The organism is Pseudomonas sp. McL0111, assembly GCF_052567255.1.
Window position 1 is genome coordinate 4,858,434 of record NZ_CP199585.1, and the last position, 23,576, is coordinate 4,882,009.

The 23,576-nt window shown below is 58.1% G+C and carries 18 protein-coding genes; 7 read left to right on the forward strand and 11 right to left on the reverse strand.

Annotated elements, in window-relative coordinates; translation table 11 throughout:
• Nucleotides 1-34: 34 nt before the first annotated feature.
• The 3 genes from ACTWLJ_RS22075 to ACTWLJ_RS22085 are packed head-to-tail and all read right to left on the reverse strand — an operon-like array spanning nt 35 to nt 2,684.
• Entirely contained in the window at nt 35-379 is a 345-nt protein-coding gene (locus tag ACTWLJ_RS22075) for a cupin domain-containing protein (protein ID WP_445178439.1), read from the reverse strand.
• Between the two features lie 30 nt (nt 380-409).
• Nucleotides 410-1,816: an NAD(P)/FAD-dependent oxidoreductase gene (locus tag ACTWLJ_RS22080; protein ID WP_401208465.1), complete on the reverse strand. Its 1,407-nt coding sequence runs from the start codon at nt 1,814-1,816 to the stop codon at nt 410-412.
• 52 nt (nt 1,817-1,868) lie between these two features.
• Nucleotides 1,869-2,684, reverse strand: a complete 816-nt coding sequence (locus ACTWLJ_RS22085; RefSeq protein ID WP_445178440.1) for a helix-turn-helix domain-containing protein — start codon at nt 2,682-2,684, stop codon at nt 1,869-1,871.
• Between the two features lie 263 nt (nt 2,685-2,947).
• Here ACTWLJ_RS22085 and ACTWLJ_RS22090 point away from each other — a divergent pair, with 263 nt between their 5' ends.
• Nucleotides 2,948-3,220 carry a DUF1652 domain-containing protein gene (locus ACTWLJ_RS22090; protein ID WP_445181398.1) on the forward strand — a complete coding sequence of 91 codons (273 nt, stop codon included), beginning with the start codon at nt 2,948-2,950 and terminating at the stop codon, nt 3,218-3,220.
• A 57-nt stretch (nt 3,221-3,277) separates the two neighbouring features.
• On the opposite strand, the gene ACTWLJ_RS22095 is transcribed toward ACTWLJ_RS22090, so the two are convergent.
• The gene (locus ACTWLJ_RS22095) at nt 3,278-5,752 is read right to left on the reverse strand and encodes a UvrD-helicase domain-containing protein (RefSeq protein WP_445178441.1); all 2,475 of its coding nucleotides are present in this window, start codon (nt 5,750-5,752) and stop codon (nt 3,278-3,280) included.
• 279 nt (nt 5,753-6,031) lie between these two features.
• Between ACTWLJ_RS22095 and ACTWLJ_RS22100 the strand changes: the two genes are divergently transcribed.
• A complete protein-coding gene (locus tag ACTWLJ_RS22100) occupies nt 6,032-6,727 on the forward strand; it encodes a pirin family protein (protein WP_401208472.1) in 696 nt (231 codons plus the stop codon).
• A 69-nt stretch (nt 6,728-6,796) separates the two neighbouring features.
• Here ACTWLJ_RS22100 and pgm read toward each other — a convergent pair whose 3' ends face one another.
• The 4 genes from pgm to ACTWLJ_RS22120 all read right to left on the reverse strand — a co-directional run bounded on the left by pgm (nt 6,797) and on the right by ACTWLJ_RS22120 (nt 13,031).
• Nucleotides 6,797-8,443: a phosphoglucomutase (alpha-D-glucose-1,6-bisphosphate-dependent) gene (pgm, locus tag ACTWLJ_RS22105; protein ID WP_445178442.1), complete on the reverse strand. Its 1,647-nt coding sequence runs from the start codon at nt 8,441-8,443 to the stop codon at nt 6,797-6,799.
• A gap of 106 nt (nt 8,444-8,549) precedes the next feature.
• Nucleotides 8,550-9,950 carry an aminotransferase-like domain-containing protein gene (locus tag ACTWLJ_RS22110; protein ID WP_445178443.1) on the reverse strand — a complete coding sequence of 467 codons (1,401 nt, stop codon included), beginning with the start codon at nt 9,948-9,950 and terminating at the stop codon, nt 8,550-8,552.
• A gap of 48 nt (nt 9,951-9,998) precedes the next feature.
• Nucleotides 9,999-11,465, reverse strand: a complete 1,467-nt coding sequence (locus ACTWLJ_RS22115; protein ID WP_445181399.1) for a hypothetical protein — start codon at nt 11,463-11,465, stop codon at nt 9,999-10,001.
• Between the two features lie 543 nt (nt 11,466-12,008).
• On the reverse strand, nt 12,009-13,031 hold the full coding sequence (locus ACTWLJ_RS22120) for a zinc-dependent alcohol dehydrogenase family protein (RefSeq protein ID WP_401208480.1): 1,023 nt from the start codon (nt 13,029-13,031) through the stop codon (nt 12,009-12,011).
• A gap of 269 nt (nt 13,032-13,300) precedes the next feature.
• Here ACTWLJ_RS22120 and ACTWLJ_RS22125 point away from each other — a divergent pair, with 269 nt between their 5' ends.
• Entirely contained in the window at nt 13,301-14,215 is a 915-nt protein-coding gene (locus tag ACTWLJ_RS22125; protein ID WP_401208482.1) for a LysR family transcriptional regulator, read from the forward strand.
• Nucleotides 14,216-14,267: 52 nt separating this feature from the next.
• On the opposite strand, the gene ACTWLJ_RS22130 is transcribed toward ACTWLJ_RS22125, so the two are convergent.
• The 3 genes from ACTWLJ_RS22130 to ACTWLJ_RS22140 form a co-directional block, all read right to left on the reverse strand.
• Complete coding sequence (locus ACTWLJ_RS22130; protein WP_445178444.1) at nt 14,268-15,452, reverse strand: sugar transporter; 1,185 nt, start codon at nt 15,450-15,452, stop codon at nt 14,268-14,270.
• A gap of 167 nt (nt 15,453-15,619) precedes the next feature.
• Nucleotides 15,620-15,904: a hypothetical protein gene (locus ACTWLJ_RS22135; protein ID WP_445178445.1), complete on the reverse strand. Its 285-nt coding sequence runs from the start codon at nt 15,902-15,904 to the stop codon at nt 15,620-15,622.
• Nucleotides 15,905-15,945: 41 nt separating this feature from the next.
• Entirely contained in the window at nt 15,946-16,293 is a 348-nt protein-coding gene (locus ACTWLJ_RS22140) for a hypothetical protein (RefSeq protein ID WP_445178446.1), read from the reverse strand.
• Between the two features lie 152 nt (nt 16,294-16,445).
• On the opposite strand from ACTWLJ_RS22140, the gene ACTWLJ_RS22145 reads away from it, so the two are divergent.
• From ACTWLJ_RS22145 to ACTWLJ_RS22160, 4 genes are all read left to right on the forward strand, one after another.
• The gene (locus ACTWLJ_RS22145) at nt 16,446-17,372 is read left to right on the forward strand and encodes an HTH-type transcriptional regulator ArgP (protein WP_445178447.1); all 927 of its coding nucleotides are present in this window, start codon (nt 16,446-16,448) and stop codon (nt 17,370-17,372) included.
• A gap of 219 nt (nt 17,373-17,591) precedes the next feature.
• Nucleotides 17,592-18,845, forward strand: coding sequence for a multidrug efflux RND transporter periplasmic adaptor subunit MexE (mexE, locus tag ACTWLJ_RS22150; protein ID WP_401208501.1), 1,254 nt, complete (start codon nt 17,592-17,594; stop codon nt 18,843-18,845).
• Nucleotides 18,846-18,860: 15 nt separating this feature from the next.
• Nucleotides 18,861-22,052, forward strand: a complete 3,192-nt coding sequence (locus ACTWLJ_RS22155) for an efflux RND transporter permease subunit (protein ID WP_445178448.1) — start codon at nt 18,861-18,863, stop codon at nt 22,050-22,052.
• Nucleotides 22,049-23,470: an efflux transporter outer membrane subunit gene (locus tag ACTWLJ_RS22160; protein ID WP_401208507.1), complete on the forward strand. Its 1,422-nt coding sequence runs from the start codon at nt 22,049-22,051 to the stop codon at nt 23,468-23,470. The genes ACTWLJ_RS22155 and ACTWLJ_RS22160 overlap by 4 nt, the downstream gene beginning before the upstream one ends.
• Nucleotides 23,471-23,576: the final 106 nt, after the last annotated feature.

Here is a 23,576-nt window from a genome sequence, read left to right on the forward strand (position 1 = left end):
TGTTGTTGGCAGGCAATCAAAAAGGATCAAACAATCAGAAAATCAGCACGTAGGTCTTGCGCACGGTTTCCTGGATGTCCCAGATCCCGAGCGAGTTGGCGGACAACATCAGTGCGTCGCCCCCTTGTATGTGCAGGGTTTCGCCGCCGTCATCCGGGGTGAACGTGCAGCGACCGGAAATAAAATGGCAGAACTCCTGAGCGACGATCTGCCGGCGCCAGCGGCCCGGGGTGCATTCCCAGACGCCGGTTTCAACACCGTCGTCGCGCTCGACGCGGGTGGTCGAAGCAATGGCAACTGGCGTGCCGAGGGGCACCGCCACCGGGTTGGACTCATCGAGTTGCAGGCTGGCGGTGTTTTTGAACTGCGTGATGCTCATGGCGTTACCTGTTTTGGAAATAAACGACGTTTAGTGCATGAAACCTTCCATGAATCCGGCCACTTTGCTGGCGAGCTTGCGCCGCCAAGGTGCAGTGGCCGGATTGGCCAGGGTCTGGTCTTCATGGACGAAGCTTTTGATGATCGCGTTGTAACCGAGCCAGCGGCACGGCTCCGGCTCCCAGGCGCGCAGCGCGTGAATCCCGCCATCCGGTAGCACCCATGGCTGATGCACCAATTCGCTGTCACGCTCCAGAATCAGATCAGCCAGGGTGCGGCCACCGAGATTGCTCGCGCCGACACCCTCCCCGCCATATCCGCCGGACAATGCGATGCCGTTGGCGCGATCACAGAGCATGTGCGGTTTGAAGTGCCGCGACATGCCAAGATTGCCGCCCCAGGCGTGGGTGATCTGTACGTTTTTCAGTTGCGGAAACAGTTCGCCGAACAGATAGCGGCGCAGTTGCACTTCATCCTTGGTCAGGTCGAAGTTGTGGCGCAGTTGACCGGCAAACTGATAACCGCCCCGCGCGCCGAACACCAGACGGTTATCGGCACTGCGCTGGCCATAGGTGACCTGCCGGCTGAACTCACTGAAGGCCTGTCCGCGATTGAGGCCGATTTCGTCCCAGGTTGCTGCCGACAAAGGCTCGGTGGCGACAATCAGGCTCTGCACCGGCAATTGATAACGCCCCAGCGGCGGCAGCGTTACCGAATAACCTTCGACGGCCGGAACGATCCAGCGACTGCGCACGCTGGCCTTGGCGGTGCGCAAACTGCCCGACTGCCAGTGCGTGACCGGGCTGTTTTCGTAGATTTTCACGCCCATGCTCTGCACGGTACGCGCCAGACCCCGGACCAGTTTCGCCGGATGAATCGTCGCCACGTGCGGCGCATAGATACCGCCATAAGGCTTGGCCACGCGAATCTGCTGCGCCAGTTGCTCGGGACTGAGCCAACGGTAATCGTTGTCGGTCAGGCCTTGGGCATGTAATTGATCGAGGTACTCGCGCAGGCTGGCTTCCTGCTCCGGATAACGTGCGGCGCAATACAGCACGCCGCCCTTGCGGTAGTCGCAGTCAATGCCTTCGCGCTCGAGCACCACTTCAACTTCATCGGGAATGCTGTGCAGCAGATCGAACGAGGCCCGGCGCTGCTGCGGCGACAGCCCGGCCAACAGCCGATCTTCGCCGAGCAGATTGCCCATCAGCCAGCCGCCATTACGCCCGGACGCGCCGAAACCCGCGGTTTGCGCTTCGACGATGGCGATGTCCAGGCCGGGGGCGAGTTTCTTCAGGTAATACGCGGTCCAGAGCCCGGTGTAACCGGCGCCGATGATTGCCACATCGACGTCCAGATCCTGCTCCAGCGCCGGGCGCGCGGTGAGCGGCTCGTCGAGTTGATCCATCCACAAACTGATATTGCGCCACGCCGGCATGCAAGACTCCGCCACTGAAAACCTTCGATGGCGTCGATCCTAGTGCGTGGACTCAGGAGATGTCTTGCGCGCGTGTCCGCAAAGAAATTTGTTTCGCGTAAGCCTTGGGCGATTGGCCGGTGTGCTGGCGGAAACAGCTGTAAAACGCCGATAGCGAGTTGAATCCGGCAGCAAACGCCAGCTCATCGATGCGCAGTGGCGGCACGGCATTGTCGAGGGTTCTGAGCAAATGTTGCAGACGCGCCTGATTGACGTAGCGATAGAAGCTCTGCCCCAGCACCTGATTCAACAGGTAGGAAATCTGATTGCGGCTGTACCCGCACTCCTTCGCCACGCGTTGCAGGTCGAGTTCGGGATCGAGGTACGGCTGCTGTCGCTGGAAATACTGCTGCAAGTCCTCCGCCATGAAGCTTAACTGACGCGGCGACAATCCCAGTCGACTGACCGCCGGACGCTGACTGGGGGCTGCCGCGCCGCTGGTTTGTGCGCGAACCAGCGAGGCATATTCATTGACGCGCCAGATTTGCCCGTCCTTGACCGTGATCGCTTCGCTGGAACGGAACGACACCAGACCATCGCCGCCGCGCAAGGTCACTTCGTATTGAATGAAGGCGGTGTTGCCATCAATGCGGATTCGGTCGCAATGCTCGAGCGCTTCGTCGGATTCACGCGGCATGCTGACGCGCACGTACTCGCGTAATTCGTCGAGGCCGAGCACGCGGTTCTGGAAAAAATCGTTGTACTGGATGTCCGGGTGATACAGCGCCATGACGCTGTCCAGATCCCGGTGTTTCCAGCTCAGGTGGTAGCGCATGACCGTTTCAGCCGTGGCCCGGGTCTGTTCCGGTCCGTCGTCATCGGCGTGCATAGGTGGCTCGGTGCAAAAGAACCGAGCTTGCCGAAGTTCGCCACAGGCAGCAATGGTTAATCGATAGTGGCCTTTTGGCGATGAGGCGCCGAACGTGACTTACATCAAAAAATCCGCAGCAATCGCCAAATGAACTGAAAAATCTCACGGAAAATTCACATCCGGATGCTACTTTTAATGTCAGTCACCGGTTGAGCCATTGAAGGCTCTTCCCACCTAACATGAGCAAAAGGAAGCGCTCGATGATGAAGGCGGGCAACACAATGAATAAAGGGTCAAGCAAAGTCACGTTCCCCAATGCTTGCCAGCTGATGCGCTGGCATTTTCATCCCATGGGTTTCGAGGCGACGATGGATGCGCCGGGCAGCATGATTGCCCGTCTGTTTGATCGCGTCAGCGGCGAGACGTTGATCGCCATCGCCGGTATCCCTTGCGCCACCGTGATGAATGCGGCGGATGTCGAGCGGATTATCGAAGCCGTGGAAGATGAACTTGAGGCTTTCATACCTCCAGAATCGCTTAGAAGTTACGCATAACGTTTTGATTTACATAAAAAAGCCCGCTTATTGCGGGCTTTTTTGTGGGCGTCGATTTTAGGCGCTTTGCTTGTCCGGGCGATGATCGACGAAAAATGGTTTGCCCTTGGCAATCCGCTCGGAAGCACGTGGCATGTTCACCGCTTGAGCATCTTGCGGCTCAACGTACCAATAGCAATGGCTGACCGCCCGCGTGATCCCGACGTAGGCCAGGCGCAGGATTTCGTCCTTTTGCGCGCTGTCATACGGCTCGCTGTCACCGGACTTGCCCAAACCGGCCATGCGATAGACCTGATTCTTGTACGGCGAACTGGTCAGGTGCTGACAGTCACCGAGCAGGAACACCGCGTCGGCCTGCAAGCCCTTGGCACTGTGATAGGTCAGTTGTTTCAGTCTTCTGGCTTCGTAAGGTAAGCTCGAATCAACATTAACTACTGACTGAATATGCTCTTCAATCAATGACTTATCGCTACTTTTTCGATAAAGCATCAAGATTGAATCGCCGCGCCGATAGTGTTCAGCCAAGCGCTGCCCCAGCGCTTGATCATCACGCTCCAGCACGTTGACCGGTTGCAGCGCCTTGGGCTCACCACTGGCCTTGGCCTTCTTGCCGGGAATCGCTGGCGCAGCGCGAACGATGTGCTCGGCCGCATCGATGATGTGCTGATGGCTACGGTAATTGTCGCTAAGCATCACCCGCGTCGTACTTGGCGACGGGAATTCCTTGTTGAATTCCATGAAGTAGCTCGGCGAACTGCCGCGCCAGCCATAGATCGATTGCCAGTCATCGCCAACGCAAAGCAACGATGAGCGTTGCGCCCCGCGCCCGACGTGCATGGCCGGGCCACGGCTGCGGATTTCCGCAAGACTGGCGCGAATCCACGAGACGATTTGCGGCGATACGTCCTGAAACTCGTCGATCATCAGGTGTGACATTGGCCTTAGCAACTCATCACTGAGCAGTTTCAGGTTCTCTGGCGAATGCTCGCTGAACAGCGCGAACATCCGGTTGTAAGTCATGATTGGTGGTTTCTGGTCGAGCAGATGATCCTCAAGCGCTCGCCAGAACAGGCTTAGCGCTTCGAAGAAAAACCGGTCAGGGTCGTCTTTGGCGAAGCTCATGCGACCGACAGCGTCAGGCACATCCAGCCCCAGGTTCTCGATGAAGCCGGCGGCGGCGACAAAACAATCAAGCAATGGCGCGGACGACAGTTCGCCTTTGACCTTGTAATCGAAGCCCGGGCCAGCGCTGGCATCGCCTGCCAGCGTCGCCAAAACGCGCTTAGATGACTCGTAACTATCTATCCATATCAATGGCTTACGACAGAAAGCTTGAAACAGGGTGCGCTTTACTGCCCATTCCGCACGCACTGTCAGTTTGGCGTTTGGTCGGCAGACTTGCGGGTTTTCCTTTGGGTCGAAACCAAGCACCACCCATGCATCGAGACTCGGGATGTAGCCGTGGCAATGAAAAGTCGAGCCGTTGATTTCGAAGGTCTGGCGGTTGGGTTCGATACCCTTGATCGGCCAGGCACCGGCGCGGAGCCACAGATCTTCGATGACATCGCACAACTCTTCGTCGCGTTTGGCTGCCAATTCAGTCACAGCCATGCGTTTTTGCACATCCGGGTGATCGCGCTCCAGCTCCTTGAGCTGCAAGGCATGCCGGGACAACGGCTGGATCAATTGACGAAAACGCTCATCTTCGCTGAACAAGCGGTGGTAGCAGGCGTTGAGTTGCTGGCGCTGCGCGTCGTTGATTCGCAAGTCGAACGGATTGCTGTCGACTTCATCATCCGCGCCTTGTACGCGATGGCTGAGGTTCTCGAACGCCCGCAAACGCTCGAAGCCCGGCAGACTGCGGACCATCGGCAGAATGCGCGAGTGGAAAGTGCGCACCAGCTCACGGGCCTGCTTCTGGCTCAATGCTTTACCCCACAGGGCAAACAGTTCGATTAGTTTGTTGATGAAATCCTTGCGCGACTCGCGGGTGAAGGTCACCACGGTCATCGAATCAAGTTCAAAGCCAAGATAGTGCGTCAGCAGCAGGATGCGCAGCACCAGCGTGGTCGATTTACCCGCTCCGGCGCCGGCAACCACCGACGTTGACGGGGTATCGCTGAAGATCATTTTCCATTGCGCGGCGCTAGGCTGGGCATGATCCGGCAGCAGGCGTGCGACGTCGGCTTTCATGCGTTTCTTCAGTTCGGCGCTGAGCGGCAGACGCCAGTCATCGAACAGGTGATTGTCGACACTCGGCGGGCGATGTTCGGTGTTGCGACTGTCACGAATCAGCAATACCTGCCGCCCCTCTTCCAACCCTTCGAGTTTGCCTTCGTTATAGCCGTACTCGACGCCTGCCGTATGGCCACTGCGGAAACCATCGGCCTGACCATGCAACCACGAAGCACGGTGCTGGGCGCGCAGGCGGGTCAAGCCATGCCCGAAGAAACGAGCGGCCAGACGTTTGAACCATGGCATCTCGGCCATAGGACGAAGATCGGGAGGAAGATCGGGGGTGTGTTGCGCCACGCTGACGGACTCCAGGGGGTGAGGCTGATGAGGGCTATGGTGTCTTTATTTGCCTTTCAGTTCTAGCGAAATGCTTTCAGGTCATTGGTTTAGGCGATGAATTGAAAGTGGGGTGATAGTGTTTAGAGCTTTATTCATATCAATCGATTCGATGGGAATACGGCAATTTTTACGCTTTTTATCGATTATTAGCTGATGGATGATGCGGCCCATAAACCAACGGTCTCGCTTCGTGGCTCAGGCATCGTGCCCCATGACGAACCTTTTGAGGAGACGATCATGCTTGAACTCAGACCTTTCAACTCGCTTGGCGGCGCCCATCACGGCTGGTTGGATGCCCATCACCACTTTTCGTTCGCCGAGTACTACGATCCGCAGCGCATGAACTGGGGCAATCTGCGGGTATGGAATGACGACGTGATTGCCGCAGGCACGGGGTTTCCGCAGCACCCGCACCGCGACATGGAAATCATCACTTACGTGCGTGAAGGTGCGATTACTCACCAGGACAATCTTGGCAACAAGGGCCGCACCGAAGCAGGCGACGTTCAGGTAATGAGCGCCGGCACCGGCATCGCCCACAGCGAATACAACCTGGAAGCGACTGAAACCCGGATCTTTCAGATCTGGATTCTGCCGACGGAAACTGGCGCACCGCCATCGTGGGGCGCCAAGCCGTTTCCAAAAGGTTTGCGCGAAGGGTTCGTGACCCTCGCCAGCGGTAAGGAAGGCGATGATCAGAGCTTGCACATCCGCGCTGATGCCCGCTTGGTTGCGGCCAATCTGAAAGCCGGGGAAACGGCGGAATATCGTCTGGATGAAGGACGCCGGGCGTATCTGGTGCCGGCCACTGGCGTGATTGAAGTCAATGGCTTGCGTGCACAAGCTCGGGACGGTGTGGCCGTTGCTCAAGAGCAAGTGCTGACCGTGACGGCGATTGAAGACAGCGAGATTGTGCTGGTGGATCTGGCTTGATCGGCTGAATCGCGGACGAAAAAAGGGGCGGCCGTCATGGTCGCCCCTTTTTTAACTACAGTCCCGCAATCACTTGGTGGAAATCGCGCCATCCACCAAGGTTTGTGCTTCAGCCACCAATTGCTTCAGGTGATCATCACCAATGAAGCTCTCGGCGTAGATCTTGTAGATGTCTTCGGTGCCCGACGGGCGTGCAGCGAACCAGCCGTTTTCGGTCATCACTTTCAAGCCGCCAATTGCCTGATCGTTGCCCGGTGCATGACTGAGAATGCTCTGGATTTTCTCGCCTGCCAGCTCGGTCGACTTGACCTGATCCGGCGACAGCTTGCTCAGCAGTGCCTTCTGCTCAGGGTTGGCCTTGGCATCGACACGAACCGAAAATGGCTCGCCCAGCTCATCAGTCAGCGCGCGATAAGCCTGGCTTGGGTCGCGCCCGGTACGAGCGGTCATTTCTGCGGCCAACAGGGCCGGAATCAGACCGTCCTTGTCAGTGCTCCAGACGCCGCCGTCCTTGCGCAGGAACGACGCACCTGCGCTCTCCTCCCCGCCAAAACCGAGCGAGCCTTCGAACAGGCCATCTGCAAACCACTTGAAGCCAACCGGCACTTCGTACAGGCGACGATCCAGACGCCTGGCAACGCGATCGATCAGACCGCTGCTGACCACGGTCTTACCGACACCAGCATCGGCGCGCCATTGCGGGCGGTTCTGGAACAGGTAATCGATAGACACTGCCAGATAGCTGTTCGGAGCCAACAGACCGCCGGACGGCGTAACGATACCGTGGCGGTCGTGATCCGGATCGCAGGCAAACGCCACATCGAAGCGTTCCTTGAGACCGATCAAACCTTGCATGGCGTGGCTGGACGATGGGTCCATACGGATCTGACCATCCCAATCGACGGTCATGAAACGGAATGTGGAATCGACCTGTTTATTAACCACCTCCAGGTCCAGACGGTAATGCTCGGCGATGGCCGACCAGTAACGCACGCCCGCGCCGCCCAGTGGATCGACACCCAGATGCAGCTTGGCATCACGAATGGCGTCGAAATCAATCACGTTGATCAGGTCGGCGACGTAGGTGTTGAGGTAATCGTGGCGGTGCGTGGTGCTGGCCTTGAGTGCCTGCTCGTAGCTGATGCGTTTAACACCGGCCAGTTTGTTGAGCAGCAGCTCGTTGGCCTTGGCTTCGATCCACTTGGTGATGTGGGTATCGGCCGGGCCACCATTGGTAGGGTTGTACTTGTAACCGCCGCTTTGTGGCGGGTTGTGCGACGGCGTAATGACGATGCCGTCGGCCAGCCCCGAAGTGCGACCACGGTTGTAGCAGAGAATCGCATGGGAAATCGCCGGGGTCGGCGTGTATTCGTCGCCTGCGGCGATCATCACGGTCACGCCATTGGCTGCCAGCACTTCCAGAGCGCTGGCGCCGGCCGGGGTCGACAAAGCATGGGTGTCGATGCCGACGAACAAGGGACCGGTAATGCCTTGGGCTTCGCGATACAGGCAGATGGCCTGGCTGATCGCCAGAACGTGCCATTCATTGAAACTCAGGTCGAAAGAGCTGCCCCGGTGTCCGGATGTGCCGAACGCCACACGCTGGGTAGAGATCGAAGCGTCAGGCTGGCCGGTGTAATAGGCCGTCACCAGTCGCGGGATATCGACCAACAGTTCTGCCGGTGCCGGTTTGCCCGCAAAAGGACTGAGTGTCATGCAAAACCTCTGAAATAGAGTGGTTCAGGAAATACAGCGCAGTTTACTGACAGTTGGACCGCAGCGCGACGGGATCTATCCGGCAATAGCTGGATGTTATGAATTGTCACTCCAGCGGTGCGAGACGCAATGCATCGCCAAGCAGACCGATGGCTCCCGCCAGATCGTGTTCGCCGTGACCCAGCAGATTCAGGCGCAAGTGACGATTGTGCAGACCTTGCAAGCTGAATAGCTCGCCCGGGGCGATCACCACCTGATGTTTGAGCATGCGTTGAAACACATCGCGCATGTCAACCGGGCGCAAAGCCTGCACCCAGACGGTCGCGCCTCCTTGTGGTTCTACCACATGCAATGCATCCCCCAAGCGCTCACGCAGCAAATGGATCATCGGCGTGCGCCGCTCTTTGAGCAGGCGTCGAAGCACCTGCAGATGCTGGTCGATTCGACCGTTACCATACAGACGCGCAATAGCTTTCTGCCGAATCGGAGACAGACGAAATGATCGCAGCAGAAAATGCCTTTGCAACTCGCCCTTCCATTGACGCGACAGCACATAGCCGTAAGGAGCTTCAATGCCAATGAATTTCTCGAAGCTTGAGAAGGCCAGCAGGCGCTCAGGATTCAGCAAGTCACGCAAACGCGCGCCATCGGCTGCGTCGGCAAGCTCGCTGTAGCAGTCGTTTTCCAGCACCCAGGTGCCATGCTCGTCGAGTAATCGTGCGATGGCGTGCCGGTTATCTGTCGGCGCCTGAGTGCCGCGCGGCATACTCAACCCGGAGGACAGCAGCATAAGGCGCACATTTTCGGTGCTGAGGAGCGCTGCCAGACGTTGCGGCTCCAGCCCACCGCAAGCTTGCAACGGCAACTCGATAACGCGTACCTCGGCAGCCTGCAGCAAGCGCAATATCACCCAGTCACACGGCGACTCGACCAGAATGGTCGCATGCTTGAGTTCGAGCACGGCGATCAGTATCTCCAGCATCCCGCGTAAATCGGCACCGATATAAACATCCTCTGCGTGCCAGCAATACGTGGGGGACGTGGTGTAACGCGCCGCCAGCGCCGTACGGAGTTCTATCTCGCCGCAAGGCTGATCGAGCAATTGTGGTTGCCGGGGGTATTGGCGCAGTAACTCACGCTCAAGCAAAAGCAACGGACGATCCAGCGATTGCACTGAAACCGGGTCTTCGGCACTGAGCACCTGCATCCCCGGATGCCTCGCGTTGACATAGACCGTTTCGAGCAAGTCGCTACCATTGCCCGTAAGCACCGTGCATGACGCTGGTCGAGCGTAATACCCGGACTTGGCCACGGAATAGATGCGCCCTTCCTTCTCCAGCAGTGAATAAGCGTACTGAATTGTGGAAATCGACACATTCAGCCGGTTTGCCAACTGACGCAGCGAAGGCAGTCGGGTGTGGCCGCTATCGCTGGAATCAGCCATCAGTTGCATCAGGTAGCGGTAAACAGCCTGATATGCGAAGCCGGTTTCCCGTACTGCCGTCATGTGACGGATCTCAGTGATACCGCCGCAGGGAAAGTCAGACCTCTCACGTCAACCTTCCGCTGACCGGTCACCCGGGGCAGCGTCGTGTCCGACGTGATCGAGCACGATTTCAGATGTTGTTAACGACGCTTCGCCGACTTGCAGCGGGCTCATTGCATAGAGATGGCCAACCAGTCTGACGGATAATCCGCTGACATCAGTCATCCATTGCATCACCTGCTCCGGGGCGTGCAGCCCTTGCATGGCGCGATGCAGATCCGGCATTGCCACCAGCATGCCGGGATGACAGGTACGCAGGAAGCGCTCCAGACCGGCGCCGTGCTCGATGAAAGGCGCGAACAACAAACACACCAGTTGCGCCTCGCTCAGACCGAAAGTCTTGTGCAGCGAAGTCGTTGCCTGCTGACGAAGGTCGTCAAGGTCTGACAGATGACCAAGTCCTGAGATCAACTGTTCGCAGACAGGCTCCGGCACCTGCGTGCGGCGCATGATCTCCAGGTCTTTATGGACATGCTCCGTAAAGCCCTCGTTATACGATCGACCTTCGATGTACTCGGCTTCCAGGCCTCGAAAATGAGCCTCAACCAGAGGATCAGCGTGCTCGCCCTCGCTCTGATGCAGTGCCCATTGCACTGCCTGAAACCCAAGAAACTCACTGAGTAGCGGCCAACGATCTTCAAGCTTGCCAACCACCATGTCGTGGATGTCGAGATATGTCGCTCGACGACAGGACTCGAACTCGCCCTCGGGACGCCAGCCGATGCGTTCGGCCTCCGTATAAAAACCGCGGTAAAGATCCCCTCCCAACCCGTCGAGTACGGCAAACAGCCCTTCACAGCCCGACAAGCCTGACGGCAACACCCCCATTCCGGCTTTGCGCACGGCACGGCCGAGGGTGTCCATGAATTGCATTTGACGTCGCGGCGGCTCGCTGGAAACCAGTGCATCGACCCCGTTGTTCCAGCGCGCGACCTGCCCATAGAACTCGGCCGTGGCCAGACAGGTGTCGTCCCACAGTTCAAGTGCCTCATCCCGGTTACGACGATGGCCCATCATCAGCAGGTTTCTGCGATTGGCATCCGCTCCATCATCACTGAGCGCAGCCAGATGATTGAAAGGCCGCACTTCACGATGATCCACCATCAGCAACTCGACGCGTGGATCGTCATACAGAAACAGCGCGCTGAAACTGCGATGCATGTTGTCCAGCGCCACTTCTCCCGTTCCGTTCCAGCGCAACGTGGCAACACGCAATTGAAAAGTGGCCGGAGCGCGACCCGCAAGACTCAACTGCGCGGCACGCATCAATGCCAGTGCATAGGAACTATCGCGCCCTCCTGTCGGCGTCACCAACACCTTGTATTCACCGATGCGCTCGAAGCCACCTGCTGCAACCACCAGCCGTTGAATCAATAACTGCAAGGCCGTGCGCTCGGCTCGAGAAAAGAAACTCAGCAGGCGTTGCAATACTTGCTGATAGACATGGTTCATTGCCTGATCGTGGATCGTGCTCATCAGTACTTTACCCGGCGTAAAAAATTCCATACCGCGCACCGAAAGAGTCTGGCGCGCAATAAATCATCAATAAGTAATAGACGCTTGAATACTAACACTTACGTTTTTGTAGTTATTTGAAACACTTGAGCACCCCAGATACCACGCGCAGTCGAAGGCGCGACGTAATGCTCTGTATTTAAAGTGTTTTTTTGAATATAAAAATATCCTAGGAAACGTCTTACATCATCCTTCGGATATTGAGCACAAGAAAAAAAGAAGGGGAGTAGGCAACGCCCTACAGCTATTAAACAGAAATTGACATATCGCCATCCGTTAACAACTTTAAACGTGCCGAAATAAATAGAATGCACAGCCATGGCTCATTCCTTGAGATGAAAGTAATCATTCAATTATCAGGGCTTATATGGCGAATAGAAGATACAGATCAGGAGCAAAAACCGGTTCAGATGCGAAACCGCCGCAGCATGGGGCGCGGGAATATTCGGATTTTCAGGGGGCTACACAAGAGTCCGTGGGGCCACGGACTCTGAGAGGGGGAAATTACGCAGGTTCGACCTGAAGGGCGACCCGTTCGCGGCATGGGCATTCGTCCATGTAGCGATGTGCTTCGACAAACTCGTTGAACGGGAACACTCGAGTCTTGAGTGGCAACAGCACGCGGTCGGCGGTCAACTGATTGATGTCACGCAGGGCACGTTGAACCGCGACATGATCCTGGGTGATGCCCAGTTCCGGCTTGCCGGTGAAGTTGCCGATGCAGTGCACAAAGAACTGGATGTTCTTCTGGAACGCGGCACAGGCCGGGAACGGCGTCTGATTACCACCTTGCAGGCCGTACAACACGAGGCTGCCGCGTGGCGCAAGCACATCGCCAAGCAGCGACATCTGCGGGCCACCGAGACCGTCAAAGACCACATCGACGCCACGGTTGTCAGTGATCTTGTTGATCCGCATCAACAGGTCTTCTTCTTCGGTAACAATGACTTTTTCGGCGCCGAGAGACAGCAGATACTCACGCTCTTCTTCGGTTTTGGTCGCCGCAATCACCCGGATGCCCAAAGCTTTGCCCAATTGAACGAAGGACGGCCCGGCGCAATGGCTGGCGTCAGTCACCAGCGCAAACTGACCAGGCTTGACCCGCGCCAGATCGGCGTAGGCAAAATAGGCGATCAACAGCGGTGTGTAATGCACGCTGGCTTCGATTGGGCTGAGCACATCGGGGTAACGGGTCAGCGCAGTGCGTGGCAGCACGATCTGCTCACCGTACACCGGGTAGTCGTTCGGGCTTTCTGCCGGAAAACTGGCAACCTTGTCGCCAACCGACAGGTCATCGACGCCATCACCGACCGCCGTCACCACGCCAGCCATTTCATGGCCAAGGCCGGAAGGCAGGCGTGCCTGGGACGAGGCCAGATTCTGCCGCCAGAGAATGTCGTACCAGCTGATGCCGATCGCTTCGACACGCACCTGCACTTCGCCAGGACCTGGCTGAGCAGCCGCATGCTCTTCGCATTTGAGCACCTCGGCTGGACCAAACTTGTGAAAACGGATCGTGCGGGACATCGCAAACCTCGTCAAAGTAACCTCTAATGCCCTGAACTCTATCTGGGCTTTTAACCCAAGACTATCAGTGGCTATTAATAGTCGACATGCCTGTCATTGATTCCGCAGTATGGGCGGCATTGGCAAAATCCATGAAAAACTGTTGCCATCGTTTCAGTAAAGCTGAATTTTCCGGTGCAGAGTACCAGCCTTTCCCCGTAAGATTCATGCCGGCCATTGTTCTCATATGGCCGCCCTCGTCAAGCTTGATGACTCTGCCAGGACTCCAGATGAATCGTAATGACCTGCGTCGTGTCGACCTGAACCTGTTGATCGTATTCGAAACATTGATGCACGAACGCAGTGTGACCCGGGCAGCGGAGAAGCTGTTTCTCGGTCAACCCGCGATCAGTGCGGCGCTTTCGCGCCTGCGTAGCCTGTTCGATGACCCCCTGTTTGTGCGTACCGGGCGCAGCATGGAACCGTCCGCCCGTGCGGTGGAAATCTTCGCTCTGCTCTCCCCGGCTCTCGACTCCATCTCCACTGCTGTGAGCCGTGCGTCGGAGTTCGACCCGGCCACCAGCACCTCGGTGTTCCGCATCGGTTTGTCGGACGACGTCGAATTCGCCCTGCTGCCCATGCTGCTCAAACGCCTGCGCGCCGAATCCCCCGGGATCGTGCTGGTGGTGCGTCGCGTCAATTACATCCTGATGCCGAGCCTGCTGGCCTCCGGCGAAATCTCGATTGGCGTCAGCTACACCACCGACCTGCCGGCCAACGCCAAACGCAAAGTGCTACGTCGCAGCCAGCCAAAACTGCTGCGCGCCGACACCGTGCCCGGCCCGTTGAGCCTGGACGACTACTGCGCCCGCCCGCATGCGCTGGTGTCGTTTGCTGGCGACCTCAGTGGCTTTATTGATGAAGAACTGGAGAAACTCGGACGCAAGCGGCACGTGGTGCTGGCTGTGCCGCAATTCAACGGGTTGAGTACGTTGCTGGCGGGGACCGATATTGTTGCGACCGTGCCGGATTACACGGCTGATGCGCTGACGGCTGCGGGTGGGGTTCGGGCGGAAGATCCGCCATTGCCGACGCGTACGTTTGAGCTGCACATGGCTTGGCGTGGGTCGCAGGATAATGATCCGGGTGAGCGTTGGTTAAGGTCGCGGATTCAGATGTTTTTTGGTGATCCGGATAGCCTCTGATGAGGCTCACCGAATACTCCTAAGTCCTTGCTCAATCAAACGGCCCACAAGCTCATGCAGAAGCCCCGGGCCGATTCAACCGAACGACGGACAAACAGTAAAACCCCAACGCCATCGCCGCCAACACCCCGCCAACCACGCCAGTAAACGCAAAGCCGAACTGGCTGCCCACCCAACTCCCCAACAGCGCACCGCCGCCAATGCCGATGTTATAAATCCCGGAAAACAGCGCCATCGCCACATCGGTCGCGTCCGGAGCCAGCACCAGAACCCGGGACTGCAACGCCAGGCCGAATCCCATGATCGCCATCCCCCAGAACAGACTCAACGCGCCGAGGTACGAGACCTTGCCGCTCAACGGCAACATCAGCGCCAGGCACAGGGCGAGCAACGACACACACACGATCAGAAAGCGTTGCGGGCTATAGCGGTGCAGCCAGCTGAACAGCAGCGAACCGAAAATACCCGCTCCGCCGAATAACAACAGGATCAGGGTCACCACATCACCGCTCATGCCTGCGACTTCCTGGACGAAGGGCTCGATGTAGCTGTAGGCGGTGAAATGCGCCGTCACGACGACCGCGGTGAGGATATACAGCGCGACCAGCGCGGGGCGCTTCAACAACACCGGCAAACTTCTGAGCGAGCCCGAGTTCTGGCTGGGTAACAACGGCAGCACTTTTGCCAGACAGAACACCAGCGCCGTGGCCATCACCGCAATGACAATGAACGTGGTGCGCCAACCCATGGCCTCGCCCAATAGGCGGCCAAGGGGAATGCCCAGCACCATCGCCAGAGACGTACCGGTTGCCAGCAAGCCCAAGGCCTGAACCTGTTTGCCCGGTGGCGCCAGGCGCACGGCCAGCGAGGCGGTGATCGACCAGAACAACGCATGCGCCAACGCCACGCCGATCCGGCTCACCAGCAAAAGACCAAAACTGTTCGCCAGACTCGACAGGATGTGGCTGACGATGAACATGCCGAACAGCACGATCAACAACTTGCGCCGCTCGACGTTACGCGTCATCAGCATGACCGGCAGCGACGTCAGGGACACCACCCACGCATAGATGGTCAACATCAAACCGACCTGCGCCGTCGACATGTCGAAGCTGCTGCCGATCGAACTCAGCAGACCGACAGGCACAAACTCGGTGGTGTTGAACACAAACGCAGCCAGGGCCAGCGCAATGACCGGGTACCAACTGCCATTGGTTGTAGCCGTAGGATTGCTCATTTAAAAGTCGTATTACTCAGTCGTCGGTTTTTTGTACATCCATTGCCAAAAGTCTTCAGACGACCGTTGGCTCGATGGCGACTTTACTATAAAGAAATGGTGACCTGTCCAGCAGGATCACGGCGTCAGGCGCGCACTTAAGTGCCGAGTGACTCAATCCGCGATGCTCATTGACCAGCGTAGCCTTTCAGGCGCATGCAATCGTTCGTCAGATCGATCTGTTTTTCCGCAATGACGATGCCATCCCCCACTGCGCTTCCCATGCCGTGGGTCTTGTCGTCTGCCGCCGGTGTCGAGTGGTAACTCGCAGTGGCAGCTTTGGCCTGATATTGGCATTGCGCTTGATCATGCTGGATTTCGGAGGCACTTGCGCCTGACTTCGACCAGTCATGAACAGAGGTTACACAGGCGCTCAACAGCGTCGCGAGTACCGCAATAATTAATAACTTCATGGTTTACACCGCCTATAAATTAAGGGACGTCATGTTGCAGATCACTTGCAACCGAACGTCACGTTGACCACTTCTTTTGCCGAATCCAGTGGCAAGCGTGATTGCACATCAAATACATCGACTTGTTTACCAAGCGATGCGCACTTCCTGTTCGCATTGTTCAGGGCCAACTGCCGTGCCCCCTCATGCGTGTGTCTCGACAGCAATGAGTCTGCCGACGCCTGATATTCGTAGGGACCCAGCTTCAAGTCGTGGGATTGCCAGGCATAGTTGCAGACCAATGCGACAGCGCTCACGGCAATAATCATGTTGAGTTTCATGGCAAGTATCGGACGCTGGATATTTGATTCTTCATAACGTTCACCCTGCGGGGTCAATAACGCAGTCATCCAGAATTTCGATGACGCCGGAGCGGCGCATTGCGCGGGTCAAAGCCGCTCAATGTCGCCGTCAGGCAATGATTGAGCAGTTCGCTTTGGAGATGAAGAAAAACGAAGTATCTTTCAGTATCGATTAGAAATACTTAACGAGTGTGACGACCATGCAGCTCGATGCAAAGCAGATGCAAGCCTTCCTGGCCGTGGTCGACAGCGGCAGTTTCGAGAAAGCCGCAGAACGTCTCAACGTCACGCCGTCAGCGGTTTCGCAACGGATACACGCGCTGGAAGTTCGTCTGGGGTGTTCAGTGGTCGTTCGCGGCCGGCCATGCGAACCGACGCAGGCGGGAAGAAAATTGATGCTCTATCTGCGCCGTGCGACGGTACTCGAAGACGAACTGCTCAACGAGCTGACCGGCGACGAGCAGGATCACCTGCGCGTGGTCATTGCGGTCAATGGCGACACGCTGGCGACGTGGTTCTTTCCGGCGCTGGCCGAGATATTCGTCAGTGAGAAGATTCTGCTCGACGTCGTGGTCGACGATCAGGATCACACCTACGCACTGCTGGAAAGTGGCCAGGTGATCGGCTGTATCGGCACGCGTTCACAGCCAATGCGTGGATGCTTTGCAGAGTTGCTGGGCTCGATGCGTTATCAACTGGTGGCATCGCCAGACTTTCAGCAACGCTGGTTTGCCAAAGGACTGAATCGCTCCGCTGCGCGCAAGGCACCGGTATTTGCCTATTCTCGCAAGGACACATTGCAGTCTGATTTCATGCAATCACGTTTCGGCCTGCACGCAGACGCCTATCCCACTCACTACTTGTCACTTCCAGAGGCACGCCTGAAAGCCATCCGTCGTGGCCTCGGTTACGGCATGGTGCCGTATATGCAGGTCAGCGATTTGCTGAAAAGTCGGGATCTGGTGGATGTGGCCCCAGGACACTTCACCGATATCGAGCTTTATTGGCATGCCTGGGAACTGCAATCGCCACGCATGGAGGCGCTTTCCGAGCGCGCGGTCCATGCCGCGCGGCGTATCTTGAGCAGCAAGGGCCCGGTAAAGCGCTCCACCATGCCGAAGAAGTAGAGCAGCGGCAAAGTGCTCCAGAGTCAGACCTTTGCACGCACCGCAACACAGATTTGTCATCAATCAGATTGATAGCACCCTAACGAAAGGTGCATGCTAGAGGGCTTGCCCGGGTCTTATATCATTCCGAATGATAGTTACCTTTGCCTCATTCGATTCGTGCCATCACACCTCGCCGAGCATCATCCGCCCATCTTCAATACATTGGCGGATGCATCCATGGAACAGTCACTCAAACATTTGCGCTTCCCGTTGGCCTTGTTGGCCGTGCTGGTGATGAGCGCTTGCGGCAAGACTCCGGAGACTGCCGCCACCATGCCCGCTGCCAAAGTCAGCGTGGCCAAGGTGCTGGAACAACCGGTCAACGAGTGGGACGAATTCACCGGGCGCCTCGAAGCGCCGGAAACCGTTGAAATCCGTCCACGGGTCTCCGGCCAGATCGACGATGTCGCCTTCACCGAGGGTGCTCTGGTCAAGAAAGGTGACCTGCTGTTCCAGATCGATCCACGCCCATTCCAGGCCGAGGTGCGCCGCCTCGAAGCCCTGGTCGCCCAATCCCGAGCCAACGCCACCCGCAGTGAAAACGAAGCCGGACGCGGTGAACGCCTGCGTGCCAGCAACGCCATCTCCGCTGAACTGGCGGACTCGCGCACCAGCGCCGCACAAGAAGCCCGCGCCGCTGTCGGCGCACTGCAAGCGCAACTGGATCTGGCCAAGCTGAACCTGAGTTTCACCCGCGTTACCTCGCCGATCAGTGGCCGCGTCAGCCGTGCCGAGATCACCGCCGGTAACCTGGTGACCGCCGACACCACTCCCCTGACCAGCGTGGTTTCCACCGACAAGGTCTACGCCTACTTCGACGCCGACGAACGTGTATTCCTCAAATACACCCAACTCGCCCGTCAGGGTCAGCGCGGCGCGACCACTCCGGTGTACATGGGCCTGTCCAACGAGGACGGCAACCCGCACCTCGGCCAGATGAACTTCGTCGACAACCAGGTCAACCCGAAAACCGGCACCATCCGTGGTCGCGCGGTGTTCGACAACAGCGATGGCACCTATACCCCGGGTCTGTATGCACGTCTGAAACTGGTCGGCAGCGGCACCTACAACGCCATGTTGATCAATGACGAAGCGGTCGGCACCGACCTCGGCAAGAAGTTCGTGCTGGTGATGGATGCCGATAACAAGACTGCCTACCGCTCTGTCGAGCTGGGTCCGAAGATCGAAGGTCTGCGCATCGTGCGCACCGGCCTGAACAAGGACGACACGATCATCGTCAAGGGTCTGCAACGGGTACGTCCGGGTTCGCCGGTAACACCTGAAGTGATCCCGATGGCCAGCGAGCAAACCATTGCTGCTCTGGCTCAACAACGACAAGCGCTGGAAGCCAGCAACCTGCCCAAAGTCGCACCTGCCAAAGGCGCGTCGGGATCGGTTGTGAAGCTGGCTGCTACGACCCCACGCGGTTAAGGGACGACAAATCCGATGAATTTTTCCCAATTCTTCATTTCACGGCCGATCTTCGCAGCGGTGCTATCGCTGTTGATCCTGATCGCCGGTGCGATCTCGCTGTTCCAGCTACCGATCAGCGAATACCCGGAAGTCGTGCCGCCAACCGTGGTGGTACGTGCCAACTTCCCGGGCGCCAACCCTAAAGTCATCGGTGAAACCGTGGCCGCTCCGCTGGAGCAAGCCATCACCGGCGTCGAGAACATGCTTTATATGTCCTCGCAGTCCACCGCTGACGGCAAGATCACCCTGACCATCACCTTCGCCCTGGGCACCGACCTGGACAACGCGCAGGTGCAGGTGCAAAACCGGGTGACCCGTACCGAGCCGAAACTTCCTGAAGAAGTGACGCGCATCGGTATCACCGTCGACAAGGCTTCGCCCGACCTGACCATGGTTGTGCACTTGACCTCGCCGGACAAACGCTACGACATGCTCTACCTGTCCAACTACGCCATCCTCAACATCAAGGATGAGCTGGCGCGACTCGGTGGTGTGGGTGACGTGCAACTGTTCGGTATGGGCGACTACTCGCTTCGCGTTTGGCTCGACCCGAACAAGACGGCTTCGCGCAATCTGACGGCGACCGATGTGGTGACCGCGATTCGTGAACAGAACCGTCAGGTCGCTGCCGGTCAACTGGGCGCGCCCCCTGCCCCGAATGCCCAGAGCTTCCAGCTGTCGGTCAACACTCAGGGCCGTCTGGTGACTGAGGAAGAGTTCGAAAACATCATTATTCGCGCAGGTGATAACGGTGAAATCACTCGCCTCAAAGACATCGCTCGCGTCGAACTCGGCTCCAGCCAGTACGCTCTGCGTTCGTTGCTGAACAACCAGCCAGCCGTAGCCATCCCGATCTTCCAGCGCCCGGGTTCCAACGCCATCGAGATCTCGAACGAAGTTCGCGGCAAGATGGAAGAGCTGAAGAAAGGTTTCCCGCAAGGCATGGATTACAGCATCGTCTATGACCCGACCATCTTCGTGCGCGGCTCGATCGAAGCGGTGGTTCACACCCTCTTCGAAGCACTGATTCTTGTGGTTCTGGTGGTGATTCTGTTCCTGCAAACCTGGCGCGCCTCGATCATTCCGTTGGTGGCGGTGCCGGTATCGTTGATCGGTACGTTTGCGGTGATGCACCTTTTCGGCTTCTCGCTTAACGCGCTGTCACTGTTCGGATTGGTATTGGCCATCGGTATCGTTGTCGACGACGCCATCGTGGTGGTGGAGAACGTCGAGCGGAACATCGAACTCGGACTCACGCCGGTCGAAGCGACCAAGCGTGCGATGCGTGAAGTGACTGGCCCGATTGTCGCCACGGCACTGGTGCTGTGTGCGGTGTTCATCCCGGCGGCGTTCATCTCCGGCCTCACCGGTCAGTTCTACAAGCAGTTTGCTTTGACCATTGCGATCTCGACAGTGATCTCGGCGTTCAACTCGCTGACCCTGTCGCCAGCATTGGCTGCGGTGTTGCTCAAGAGCCACGACGCGCCGAAAGACCGCTTCTCCAAAGTGCTCGACAAGATCTTCGGTGCCTGGCTGTTCCGTCCGTTCAACCGCTTCTTTGATCGTGCCAGCCATGGTTATGTCGGCACCGTGCGCCGGGTAATCCGCAGCAGCGGCATCGCTTTGCTGTTGTATGCAGGCCTGATGGTGTTGACGTTCTTCGGCTTCGCCCATACCCCTACCGGTTTCGTACCCGGCCAGGACAAGCAATACCTGGTGGCCTTCGCGCAATTGCCGGACGCTTCGAGCCTGGATCGAACCGAAGACGTGATCAAGCGTATGTCCGACCTAGCGCTGAAACAGCCGGGCGTGGAAAGCGCCGTAGCGTTCCCGGGCCTGTCGATCAACGGCTTCACCAACAGCCCGAACGCCGGCATCGTGTTTGTGACCCTGAAACCGTTCGACGAACGTAAAGACCCAAGCATGTCTGCCGGTGCAATTGCCGGTGCCTTGAACGGCCAATTCGCGAACATTCAGGAAGCGTACATGGCGATCTTCCCGCCACCGCCGGTACAAGGTCTGGGCACCATTGGTGGTTTCCGTCTGCAAATCGAAGACCGGGGCAACCTGGGCTACGACGAGCTGTACAAAGAAACCATGAACATCATCAACAAGAGCCACAGCGTGCCGGAACTGGCTGGCCTGTTCACCAGTTACACGGTGAACGTGCCGCAGGTCGATGCTGCTATCGACCGGGAAAAAGCCAAGACCCACGGCGTGGCCGTCAGCGACATCTTTGACACCCTGCAGATTTACCTGGGTTCGCTGTACGCCAACGACTTCAACCGTTTCGGGCGCACCTATCAGGTCAACGTTCAGGCCGAGCAACAGTTCCGCCTCGAATCCGATCAGATCGGTCAGCTGAAAGTGCGTAACAACAAGGGCGAAATGATCCCGCTGGCGACCTTCATCAAGGTCAGCGACACCTCGGGCCCGGATCGCGTGATGCACTACAACGGCTTCATCACCGCGGAAATCAACGGTGCAGCAGCTCCGGGTTACAGCTCCGGCCAGGCAGAAAAAGCCATCGAGAAACTGCTCAAGGATGAACTTCCGAACGGCATGACCTACGAATGGACCGACCTGACCTACCAGCAGATTCTGTCCGGCAACACCGCGTTGTTCGTGTTCCCGCTCTGCGTATTGCTGGCGTTCCTGGTACTCGCGGCGCAGTACGAAAGCTGGAGCCTGCCGCTGGCGGTGATCCTGATCGTACCGATGACCCTGCTGTCGGCCATTACCGGGGTGATTGCCTCGGGTGGCGACAACAACATCTTCACCCAGATCGGCCTGATCGTACTGGTGGGCCTGGCGTGCAAGAACGCGATTCTGATTGTCGAGTTCGCCAAGGATAAACAGCAGGAAGGTCTCGATCCCCTGGCTGCGGTTCTCGAAGCTTGCCGTCTGCGTCTGCGGCCGATCCTGATGACTTCGTTCGCGTTCATCATGGGTGTGGTGCCACTGGTGTTCTCCAGCGGTGCCGGTGCCGAGATGCGTCACGCCATGGGTGTGGCGGTGTTCTCCGGGATGCTCGGGGTGACCTTCTTCGGTCTGTTGCTGACGCCAGTGTTCTACGTACTGATCCGTAACTTTGTCGAACGCGGCGAAGCTCGCAAAGCGGCCAAAGCGCACAATCTTCAAAAGCCACTGGAGGCGCAACAATGAGACTGAAAGTCTTCCTGCCGAGCCTGCTGGTACTGGCCCTGAGCGCCTGCGCCGTCGGCCCCGACTACAAGACCCCGGCAACGGAGGCGGCCAACATCACCACCGCCACCGACGGCGCTGCCGGTCAGAAGAACTTTGACCGCTCGAAATTCGAAGGCATCTGGTGGCAGCAATTCGACGATCCGACCCTCAACCAGTTGGTGACTCAATCGCTGCAAGGCAACCGCCAGTTGCGCGTGGCTTTCGCGCGCTGGAAAGCCGCCCGGGCGATTCGCGATGACGTCAGTAATGACGCCATGCCGACCATCACCAGCCGGGCCAGCAGCGATCTGGCCAAGGGACAAATCCCCGGCCAGACCACCAAACGGGTGAATAGCGAGCGCTATGACCTCGGGCTGGACATGGCTTGGGAGATCGATCTGTTTGGCCGCATCCAGCGCAATCTGGAATCGGCCGACGCCGAGCAGCAAGCAGTCGAGGCTGATCTGTACGAACTGCAAGTCACCATGATTGCCGAACTGGTGGACGCCTACGGTCAACTGCGTGGCGCGCAGCTGCGGGAAAAGATCGCCGTGGCCAACCTGCAGAACCAGCAGGAATCGCGCAAGATCACCATCAGCCTGCGTGATGCCGGCGTCGGTGATCAGCTCGATGTCGAGCGTGCCGATGCGCGTCTGGCGGCGGTAGAAGCCAGCGTGCCGCAGTTGCAAGCGGAACAGGTTCGGCAGAAAAACCGCATCGCTACCCTGCTGGGTGAGCGTCCGGACAAGCTGACCGTCGACCTGAGCCCGAAAGACCTGCCAGCGATTGCCAAGGCTTTGCCGATCGGTGATCCGGGCGAACTGCTGCAACGGCGTCCAGACATCCTCAGCGCTGAACGCAAACTGGCTTCGGCCACGGCGCGTATCGGCGTGGCCAAGGCTGATCTGTTCCCTCGGGTCAGCCTCAGCGGTTTCCTCGGCTGGACGGCCGGGCGTGGTTCGCAGATCGGTTCTGCCGCCGCCAACTCCTGGGCGCTGGGCCCGAGCATCACTTGGGCAGCGTTTGACCTTGGCAGCGTACGGGCCCGTTTGCGCGGCGCCGATGCGGATGCCGAAGGCGCGTTGGCGACCTACGAGCAACAAGTCCTGCTGGCGCTGGAAGAGTCGGAAAACGCTTTCAGCGATTACGGCAAACGTCAGCAACGTCTGATCTCGCTGATTCGTCAGAGCGAATCGAGCCGCAAGGCTGCCGACCTCGCCGAGATTCGCTACCGCGAAGGGACCACTGACTTCCTGGTGCTGCTCGACGCTCAGCGTGAGCGCCTGAACGCCGAAGACAGTCAGGCCCAGGCCGAAGTCGATCTGTATCGCGGCATCGTCGCGATCTACAAAGCCTTGGGTGGCGGCTGGCAACCGGAGACTGTCGCCAGCAAGTAACAGATTTTTGTGAGCTCCTTTGGTTGGCCGCAACCAACCAATTCCTTTGCCCCGCGTATCATTCGGTCGCGGGGCTTTTTTGTGCCCACCAACAAAGGCAAGATCA

What these genes read in the sequence shown, in the direction of transcription:
- ACTWLJ_RS22115 (WP_445181399.1), bottom strand. Translation starts at nt 11,465, where the DNA reads ATGAGCACGATCCACGATCAGGCAATGAACCATGTCTATCAGCAAGTA.
- ACTWLJ_RS22160 (WP_401208507.1), top strand. Translation starts at nt 22,049, where the DNA reads ATGAGACTGAAAGTCTTCCTGCCGAGCCTGCTGGTACTGGCCCTGAGC.
- ACTWLJ_RS22110 (WP_445178443.1), bottom strand. Translation starts at nt 9,950, where the DNA reads ATGACGGCAGTACGGGAAACCGGCTTCGCATATCAGGCTGTTTACCGC.
- ACTWLJ_RS22100 (WP_401208472.1), top strand. Translation starts at nt 6,032, where the DNA reads ATGCTTGAACTCAGACCTTTCAACTCGCTTGGCGGCGCCCATCACGGC.
- ACTWLJ_RS22075 (WP_445178439.1), bottom strand. Translation starts at nt 379, where the DNA reads ATGAGCATCACGCAGTTCAAAAACACCGCCAGCCTGCAACTCGATGAG.
- pgm (WP_445178442.1), bottom strand. Translation starts at nt 8,443, where the DNA reads ATGACACTCAGTCCTTTTGCGGGCAAACCGGCACCGGCAGAACTGTTG.
- ACTWLJ_RS22155 (WP_445178448.1), top strand. Translation starts at nt 18,861, where the DNA reads ATGAATTTTTCCCAATTCTTCATTTCACGGCCGATCTTCGCAGCGGTG.
- ACTWLJ_RS22145 (WP_445178447.1), top strand. Translation starts at nt 16,446, where the DNA reads ATGCAGCTCGATGCAAAGCAGATGCAAGCCTTCCTGGCCGTGGTCGAC.
- ACTWLJ_RS22120 (WP_401208480.1), bottom strand. Translation starts at nt 13,031, where the DNA reads ATGTCCCGCACGATCCGTTTTCACAAGTTTGGTCCAGCCGAGGTGCTC.
- ACTWLJ_RS22085 (WP_445178440.1), bottom strand. Translation starts at nt 2,684, where the DNA reads ATGCACGCCGATGACGACGGACCGGAACAGACCCGGGCCACGGCTGAA.
- mexE (WP_401208501.1), top strand. Translation starts at nt 17,592, where the DNA reads ATGGAACAGTCACTCAAACATTTGCGCTTCCCGTTGGCCTTGTTGGCC.
- ACTWLJ_RS22135 (WP_445178445.1), bottom strand. Translation starts at nt 15,904, where the DNA reads ATGAAGTTATTAATTATTGCGGTACTCGCGACGCTGTTGAGCGCCTGT.
- ACTWLJ_RS22125 (WP_401208482.1), top strand. Translation starts at nt 13,301, where the DNA reads ATGAATCGTAATGACCTGCGTCGTGTCGACCTGAACCTGTTGATCGTA.
- ACTWLJ_RS22090 (WP_445181398.1), top strand. Translation starts at nt 2,948, where the DNA reads ATGAATAAAGGGTCAAGCAAAGTCACGTTCCCCAATGCTTGCCAGCTG.
- ACTWLJ_RS22140 (WP_445178446.1), bottom strand. Translation starts at nt 16,293, where the DNA reads ATGACTGCGTTATTGACCCCGCAGGGTGAACGTTATGAAGAATCAAAT.
- ACTWLJ_RS22080 (WP_401208465.1), bottom strand. Translation starts at nt 1,816, where the DNA reads ATGCCGGCGTGGCGCAATATCAGTTTGTGGATGGATCAACTCGACGAG.
- ACTWLJ_RS22130 (WP_445178444.1), bottom strand. Translation starts at nt 15,452, where the DNA reads ATGAGCAATCCTACGGCTACAACCAATGGCAGTTGGTACCCGGTCATT.